Origin of the sequence: Paracoccus sp. (in: a-proteobacteria) (assembly GCF_046289755.1) — a bacterium.
Lineage (GTDB): Bacteria > Pseudomonadota > Alphaproteobacteria > Rhodobacterales > Rhodobacteraceae > Paracoccus.
In genome coordinates this window covers 1-7,846 of the sequence record NZ_JBKBVD010000084.1, presented here as the reverse complement: position 1 = coordinate 7,846, position 7,846 = coordinate 1, and the positions used below count along the sequence as shown (strand labels likewise).

General features: G+C 68.0%; 7 protein-coding genes and 1 pseudogene. All 8 read right to left on the bottom strand.

The genetic code is table 11. The features are described 5' to 3' along the window. Positions 1–942 (bottom strand): annotated as a pseudogene (locus ACK41U_RS18540) (protein TolA); the annotation flags it as partial. 3 nt (positions 943–945) lie between these two features. Next, positions 946–1,401 (bottom strand): ExbD/TolR family protein, encoded by a 456-nt coding sequence (locus ACK41U_RS18535; protein WP_409683505.1) that lies wholly within the window; start codon positions 1,399–1,401, stop codon positions 946–948. Then, complete coding sequence (gene tolQ / locus ACK41U_RS18530; protein WP_409683502.1) at positions 1,398–2,096, bottom strand: protein TolQ; 699 nt, start codon at positions 2,094–2,096, stop codon at positions 1,398–1,400. Before tolQ ends, ACK41U_RS18535 begins: the two co-directional genes overlap by 4 nt. 166 nt (positions 2,097–2,262) lie before the next feature. Then, the gene (gene ybgC, locus ACK41U_RS18525) at positions 2,263–2,712 is read right to left on the bottom strand and encodes a tol-pal system-associated acyl-CoA thioesterase (protein WP_409683500.1); all 450 of its coding nucleotides are present in this window, start codon (positions 2,710–2,712) and stop codon (positions 2,263–2,265) included. A 29-nt stretch (positions 2,713–2,741) separates the two neighbouring features. Continuing rightward, positions 2,742–3,314: a hypothetical protein gene (locus ACK41U_RS18520; protein WP_409683497.1), complete on the bottom strand. Its 573-nt coding sequence runs from the start codon at positions 3,312–3,314 to the stop codon at positions 2,742–2,744. 153 nt (positions 3,315–3,467) lie between these two features. Next, positions 3,468–4,106, bottom strand: coding sequence for a 3-oxoacid CoA-transferase subunit B (locus ACK41U_RS18515; RefSeq protein WP_409683494.1), 639 nt, complete (start codon positions 4,104–4,106; stop codon positions 3,468–3,470). Beyond that, positions 4,106–4,810, bottom strand: coding sequence for a CoA transferase subunit A (locus ACK41U_RS18510; protein WP_409683491.1), 705 nt, complete (start codon positions 4,808–4,810; stop codon positions 4,106–4,108). The genes ACK41U_RS18515 and ACK41U_RS18510 overlap by 1 nt, the downstream gene beginning before the upstream one ends. 197 nt (positions 4,811–5,007) lie before the next feature. Beyond that, the gene (topA, locus tag ACK41U_RS18505; RefSeq protein ID WP_409683508.1) at positions 5,008–7,782 is read right to left on the bottom strand and encodes a type I DNA topoisomerase; all 2,775 of its coding nucleotides are present in this window, start codon (positions 7,780–7,782) and stop codon (positions 5,008–5,010) included. Positions 7,783–7,846 lie beyond the last annotated feature (64 nt).

The following is a 7,846-nucleotide window of genomic DNA, read 5'->3' as shown; positions in this document are numbered from 1 at the left end:
TGCCTCGCGTTCGGCGGCCTCAGCGGCGCGGCGTTGCTCTGCCTCGCGTTCGGCGGCCTCAGCGGCGCGGCGTTGCTCTGCCTCGCGTTCGGCGGCCTCAGTGGCGCGTCGTTGCTCTGCCTCGCGTTCAGCGGCCTCGGCGGCGCGTCGTTGCTCTGCCTCGCGGTCAGCAGCTTCGGCGGCGCGTCGTTGCTCTGCCTCGCGTTCGGCAGCCTCGGCCGCACGGCGCTCGTCGGCCTGTCGCTCTGCGGCCTCAGCGGCGCGGCGCGCCTCAGCGTCTGTTTCGGCAGCCTCCCGTGCAGCCTCGGCACGGGCAAGCGCCTCAGCCTCTTGCTGCGCGGCTTCTGCCGCGGCGCGTTCGGCCACACGCTGATTGAACGCTTCGACCAGCCCGGTCGGGCGCTCTTGCGGCCGTGGCGATACCGCCAGCGCCAGCGCAGAACGTGGCGGCTCTGGCGCGTCCAGAACCGGGGCCGAGGGCTGGACGGGCGTCGTCTCGGCCACCGGCGGCAGGGCCGGGGCCTCGGGGGCGTCTGTCTGATTGGCGGGCGGCTCGGGCAGGTCGCTGGCCACCGCGACGGGCGGGCGCGGTTCGAAATCGCTGAGATCGGGCGCAGGCTCGGACCCGCCGGGTGCCGCCAGCTCGGCGGCGTCCTGCGCCTGAGGCGCCGCCGAAGCGGCAGGCGCCTCGGCCTGATCGTCGCCTGCGGGGGCGGGCAGCACCGCCACGGCGGTCGCATCGGCCGAGACCGGCCCGGCCCCGCGCGAGGCGGCGGCCATCGCCTCCAGCTCGGCGCCGCTGATGGTCGAGACCTGCGTGCTGCGCACCGGCACCGTCGGCTGCGGGCGGAACAGCGCCCCGCCCAGCACCGCCCAGAGGATCAGCGCGCCATGCGCGGCCCCCGAGACCCATCTGCCAATGCGCTCTGCCCGGTCGTCCATGGCCTAGCCATCCATCCGCGGGCCGCCGGTCTCGGTGACCAGCACGATGTCGGTGATGCCCGCCGAATTCAGCGCGCCCATGATCTGGACCACGCGGGCATAGGGGATCGCCCCGTCGGCGCGCAGATAGACGCGGCCCGACTGACGCTCGGCCAGCACCGCGCGCAGGCGCGACACCACTTCGGTGTCGCTGACCGGCTGATCCATGACCAGCACCTGACCATCGACGGGAACCGAGATGACCAGCGGTTCCTCCTGCTCGGTCGGCACGGCGCTGGCCGAGGTCTGGGGCAGGTTCAGCGGCACGCCCGCCGTCATCAGCGGCGCCGCGACCATGAAGATGATCAGCAGCACCAGCATCACGTCCACAAAGGGCGTGACGTTGATCTCGGACATGGGCGCATTGCGCCGCCGTCCGCGCCCCTTGCGGGCCTCGCGCTTGACGACGGATCCGCTCATGCGGCAGGCTCTTCGATCTGGCGCGACAGCAGGGTCGAGAACTCGTCCGCGAAGTTTTCCCACATGGCAGTGATGCGGTCGGCATCACCCGACAGCTTATTGTAGAAAACAACCGCCGGAATGGCCGCGACCAGACCAAGCGCGGTGGCCAGCAGCGCCTCGGCGATGCCGGGCGCCACGACGGCCAAGCTGGTGTCCTGGCTCAGCGCGATGCCTTCAAAGGCGGTCTTGATCCCCCAGACTGTGCCGAACAAGCCGATGAACGGCGCGGTCGAGCCGACCGTCGCCAGAAAGGACAGGCCCCGGAACAGGCGCTGTTCCTCGCGCTGGATGGCTACGTTCATGGCGCGGTCGATGCGGGGGATGCCGCCGGGGATCAGCCGCCCGTCCTCGCGGTGGCTGCGGCGCCATTCGGTCATGCCGGCAGCAAAGATCCGCTCGGGCGCGCCCTTGGGCCGGTCGCCCAGCCGGTCATACAGATCGTCCAGCGGCTCGCCCGACCAGAAGGCGCGGTCGAACTGGCTGGCCTCGCGCCGGGCGGCGGCAAAGACCAGATATTTCTGCACGATGATCGCCCAGCCCCAGAACGAGGCGGCGATCAGCATCACCATCACCACCTGCACGGTCAGGGATGAGCGCATGAACAGCGCCACAGCCGAAAAGTCGATGGCCTGGGCGGCCTGAATGGGTTCCATCTTCACTGCCTCATCGTCATGGACCGGCGGCAATGCCTGCCGGGTCGGGCGCCTCTTACCCTGTAAGTGCCACGGCTTTCAGCCCCCGGCGCAACACAAAGCTGTCACTGCACGGGAAATTGCCAGCCGATGTGCTGCAATCGCCTCATAGACGATGCCACCCCGGTCAGCCACCCGCCTGTGCCTGTGCCTGTGCCTGTGCCTGTGCCTGCGCCAGTGCCAGTGCCTGCGTCAGCGCCTGCATCAGGCCGGGCGGCAGACGCACCGCGCGGCCCTCCGCGTCAAGGCAGGCTATGGTGACGGCGGCGGTGAACAGAACCGTCTCGCCACGCCGCACCTCCTGCGCCAGCACCACCCGCGCGGCGCGGGCCATGACCAGCCGGGTCGAGACCTCCAGCAGATCGTCAAAGACCGCCGGGCGCAGATACTCCGCCTCGACCCGGCGCACGGCAAAGACCAGCCCATGACGCGCCTTCAGCGCCCGCTGATCCACGCCCAGTCCGCGCAGCCATTCCGACCGCCCGCGCTCGATGAATTTCAGATAGTTGGCGTAATAGACGATCCCGGCAAGGTCGGTGTCCTCGTAATAGACGCGCAGGCTGATGCAATGGGTCACATGATCCCTTTCCCAGACGTGACAGGCCGTCAGACGGCCATCCGCGCGGCCAGCCGCAGGGCATGGGCCGGATCGTGCGCGGCCACCGGCAGCACCGGATCATAGGCGGCACGGATCAGCGCGGCCAGCTCCGGCGCGGGCGCCACATCGCGCGCAAAGCTCAGCGCGCTGCGCATCACGACCGCCTCGGCCAGATGCCCCGGATGCGCGGCCCCCAAAGCCCCCGACATGCGCAGAAAGCCCAGACAGGCGCGGATGCCGCCCGCCGGATCAAAGCGGAAGATGCGATATTGATCGGCCCCCGCAGCCGCCAGCCGCGCGGGCAGGCCGGGTTGCCCGGTCAGATGGTCCAGATCCGGCACCGCCTCCAGCTCACCCCAGTCGCGCACGAAAAACAGCATCAGATTGGCCCCCATCTCGGGGTCGGTCTCGGCCACGGGATGCCCGGCATGGGCAAACCCCGCCCGGATCGCGGCGCGGAAAATGCCCAGGCTCTCATCCGCCAGCCCAAAGATCACCGGCGCGACAGGGCGCCCCCAGCGGGCACAGAGAAAGCTGCCATCCTCGCGCGTGAACAGCGCCCCGATCTCATCCGGCGTCATCGTCTTTCTCCAGAGCCTTTCCCATCGGCCCATAACCGCAGGGGCGGCCCGCTGCCAGCCCGCCCCTTTGCCTTGGCCAAAATATCCCGGGGGGAGCCGTCCGCAGGGCGGCGGGGGGGCGCGCCCCCCGGACTTACGCCACCAAAAGCTGCCTCAGCCGACGATCTTGGCCTCGGTCGCGGCGCGCAACTCGTCCTCGCTCACGCCATCCGCCAGTTCCACGATCCGCAGCCCGCCCTCGACCACATCCAGCACGCCCAGATTGGTGATGATCCGGTCGACCACCCCCTTGCCGGTCAGCGGCAGGGTGCAGGCGCGCAGGACCTTGCTCTCGCCCGCCTTGTTGGTGTGATCCATCACGACGATGACCCGGCCCACACCCGCGACCAGATCCATCGCGCCGCCCATGCCCTTGACCAGCTTGCCGGGGATCATCCAGTTGGCCAGATCGCCGTTCTCGGCCACCTCCATCGCGCCCAGAATCGCCGCCGCGATCTTGCCGCCCCGGATCATGCCAAAGCTGGTGGCGCTGTCGAAATACGAGGTCCGCGACAGTTCGGTGATCGTCTGCTTGCCCGCGTTGATCAGATCGGGGTCTTCCTCGCCCTCGAACGGAAACGGGCCCATGCCCAGCATGCCGTTCTCGGATTGCAGGGTGATGTCCTTGTCGCCGACATAGTTGGCCACCAGCGTCGGAATCCCGATGCCGAGGTTCACATACCAGCCGTCCTCCAGCTCATCCGCCGCACGCGCGGCCATCCGGTTGCGGTCCCAGCCCCTGACCTCGGCCATCACGCGGTCTCCTTCTTGCGGGTGGTGCGCTGCTCGATGCGCTTCTCATGCGTGCCCTGAATGATCCGGTGGACATAGATGCCCGGCAGATGGATCAGATCGGGGTCCAGAGAGCCGCGCGGCACGATTTCCTCGACCTCGGCCACGCAGACCCGCCCGCACATCGCCGCCGGAGGGTTGAAGTTGCGCGCCGTCTTGCGGAACACCAGATTGCCGGTGTCATCGGCCTTCCAGGCCTTGACGATCGACAGATCGGCCACGATCCCGCGTTCCAGGATATAATCCTGCCCGTCGAAATTCTTGACCTCCTTGCCCTCGGCGATGACGGTGCCGACGCCGGTTTTCGTGTAGAAACCGGGAATGCCGGCGCCGCCCGCCCGCATCCGTTCGGCCAGCGTGCCCTGCGGATTGAACTCCAGCTCCAGCTCGCCCGACAGATACTGGCGCATGAATTCGGCGTTTTCGCCGACATAGCTGCTGATCATCTTGCGGATCTGGCGCGTGTCCAGCAGCTTGCCCAGCCCGAACCCGTCCACGCCGCAATTGTTGCTGGCGATGGTCATGTCCTTCACGCCGCTCTCGACCAGCGCGTCGATCAGCAGTTCTGGGATGCCGCACAGCCCGAACCCCCCCGCCGCGATGAACATCCCGTCATGCAAGAGACCATCCAGCGCCTCTGCCGCATTCCCATAGACCTTCTTCATCGGTCCTCCCGTTCTTCAGGTTTCTGCGCCTGCACGATTTGTCGCGCGCAGCTTGGGCGGAGTCAATCGCGGCCCCGACTGTTAGCGGCGGGACTGCGGACCGAGGGGCAGGGGCAGGGGCAGGGGCGTCGCCCGGACGGTCAGGCAAAAGCCGCCCGCCCCCGCTTTTTGCGGGCGGGGGCTATGGGCATGCCTGATCAGCCTTCGTCCGGCGTGCCTGCGGCTTTCTTTGCGGCAGGCTTGCTGGCAGCAGGCTTCCTGGCGGCCGGTTTCTTCGCGGCCGGTGCCTTCGCCGCAGGCTTCTTAGCCGCCGGTTTCTTCGCCGCCGCTGCTTTCGCGGGCGCTTTGGCAGGCGCCTTCCGGGTCGCCTTCTTGGGCGATTTCGCGGCCTTGGCGGCGATCAGTTCCAGCGCCTGCTCGACGCTCAGATCCTCGGGCGCGACGTCGCGCGGCAGCGTCGCGTTCACCTTTCCCCATTTGACATAGGGGCCATAGCGCCCGCTCATCACCTGGATCGCGCCGCCATCGGGGTGGTCGCCCAACTCGCGCAGCGGTGCGGCGGCGGCGCCCCGCCCACGGGTCTGCTTGGCGGCCAGCACCTCGACCGCGCGGTTCATGCCGATGATGAAGACCTCATCGACATCCGCAATATTGGCGTATTTCGAGCCGTGTTTGACATAGGGGCCAAAGCGCCCGATCCCCGCCTCGATCAGGACGCCATCCTCGGGATGCGGCCCCACCGGGCGCGGCAGCGACAGAAGCTGCACGGCGCGGTCAAGCTCGATCCCCGCCGCGTCCCAGCCCTTGGGTATCGAGGCGCGGGGCGGTTTGGGCGCCTCTTCCGTGGGCTCGCCGCGCTGGACATAGGGGCCGAAACGCCCGTTTTTCAGGCTGATCTGATCGCCCGCATCCTCGCCCAGCACCCGGTCGCCGACCGGCGTGTCGCCATCGGGCGCCGAAAGCGGGCGGGTATAGCGGCATTCGGGATAGTTGGTGCAGCCGATGAAGGCGCCGCCCGACCGCGCGGTCTTGAGGTTCAGGCGCCCGGCATTGCAGACCGGGCAGACACGCGGATCGCCCCCGTCGGCGCGCGGCGGATAAAGATGCGGCGCCAGCGCGTCGTCGATCGCCTCCAGCACCTCGGTGATACGCAGCTCGGACGTGCCTTCCAGCGCTTTGGAAAAATCTTTCCAGAACCGCCCCAGAACATCGCGCCACAACCGGTCGCCGGCGCTGATCTCATCCAGCTCGTTTTCCAGATCGGCGGTGAAATCATAGCTGACATAGCGCGGAAAATATTTCAGCAGGAAGATCGTGACCAGCCGGCCCTTGTCCTCGGGGATCAGGCGGTTCTTGTCCTTGAGGACATATTCGCGGTCCTGAATCGTGGTGACGATGCTGGCATAGGTCGAGGGGCGGCCGATGCCCAGCTCTTCCATGCGCTTGACCAGCGTGGCCTCGGTATAGCGGGGCGGGGGCTGGGTGAAATGCTGGCGTGCAGCAGTCGCGGCGGCATCGTCCATCAGCAGGCCGGGGGCTGCGCGCTGGCCCTTGGGCGCCTCGGGCAGGGGGGGGGATTTGGCGTCGGTCTTGTCGGCGCCCTTCTCGGTGGCCTTGGCGAATTCGCTGACAAAGGCGTCGCGCACCGGTCGCGCCACCTCGCCCTGCGAGATGGCGGGCAGGCGGGCGCTGTCCTCGCCATCCTCATCGTCGCGGCCCTGATCGTAAACGCGCAGGAAGCCGTCGAACAGCATCACCTGACCGGTCGCGCGCAGGCCGACCTGCGCGTCAGAGCTGGCGATCTCGACCGTCGTGCGCTCCATCCGGGCGGCTTCCATCTGGCTGGCGATGGTGCGCTTCCAGATCAGGTCATACAGCTTGCGCTGATCCTCGGCGGCCAGTTTCAGCCGGTCGGGCGACATCATCATGTCGGTGGGCCGGATACATTCATGCGCCTCTTGCGCGTTCTTGGCCTTGTTCTTGTACATGCGCGGCGATTTAGGCAGGTAATTCTCGCCGAACTTGGCCCGGATCGCGTCGCGGGCGGCCATCACCGCCTCGGGGGCCATGTCGATGCCGTCGGTCCGCATATAGGTGATCAGCCCGGCCTCATACAGCCGCTGCGCCGAGGACATGCAGGCCTTGGCGCCCATGCCCAGCTTGCGCGAGGCCTCTTGCTGGAGGGTCGAGGTCATGAAGGGCGGCCAGGGGTTGCGGCTGGCGGGCTTGGCGGTGACGCTGGCCACCGTCAGCGCCCGGCTGGACACGGCACTGACCGCCATCGCGGCGGCGCCCGCATCGGCCAGATCGAACCGGTCCAGCCGCTTGCCTGCAAGCGAGACCAGCTGCGCGTCGTACTCCTCGCCCCCCGGCGTCGCCAGACGGGCATGGACCGACCAGTATTCGCGGGGCTTGAACGCCTCGATCTCCATCTCGCGATCGACGATCAGACGCAGGCAGACCGATTGCACCCGCCCCGCCGATTTCGCGCCCGGCAGCTTGCGCCACAGCACCGGCGACAGGTTGAAGCCCACCAGATAATCCAGCGCGCGGCGCGCCAGATAGGCGTCGACCAGCGGCTGGTCGATCTGACGGGGATTGGCCATCGCCTCGGTCACGGCGGCCTTGGTGATGGCGTTGAAGGTGACGCGGTTGACCTCGGCGCCCTTTTTCAGCGCGGGGGCCAGCGCCTCCAGCAGGTGCCAGCTGATCGCCTCGCCCTCGCGGTCGGGGTCGGTGGCGAGGATCAGGTTCTGATCGTCCTTCAGCGCGTCCCGGATCGCCTTGAGGTGCTTTTTGCTGTCCGCCGCGATTTCCCATTTCATCTCGAAATCATGGTCGGGATCGACGCTGCCATCCTTGGGCGGCAGGTCGCGGACATGTCCGAAACTGGCCAGCACACGATAATCGCCGCCCAGATATTTCTCGATCGTTTTGGCCTTGGCCGGAGATTCGACGACGACGACGGGCATGGATTCCTCGGGCGACTGCAATGGGGCGGCAACATGGGTGCCGGGCGGGGTGCTGTCAACGGGT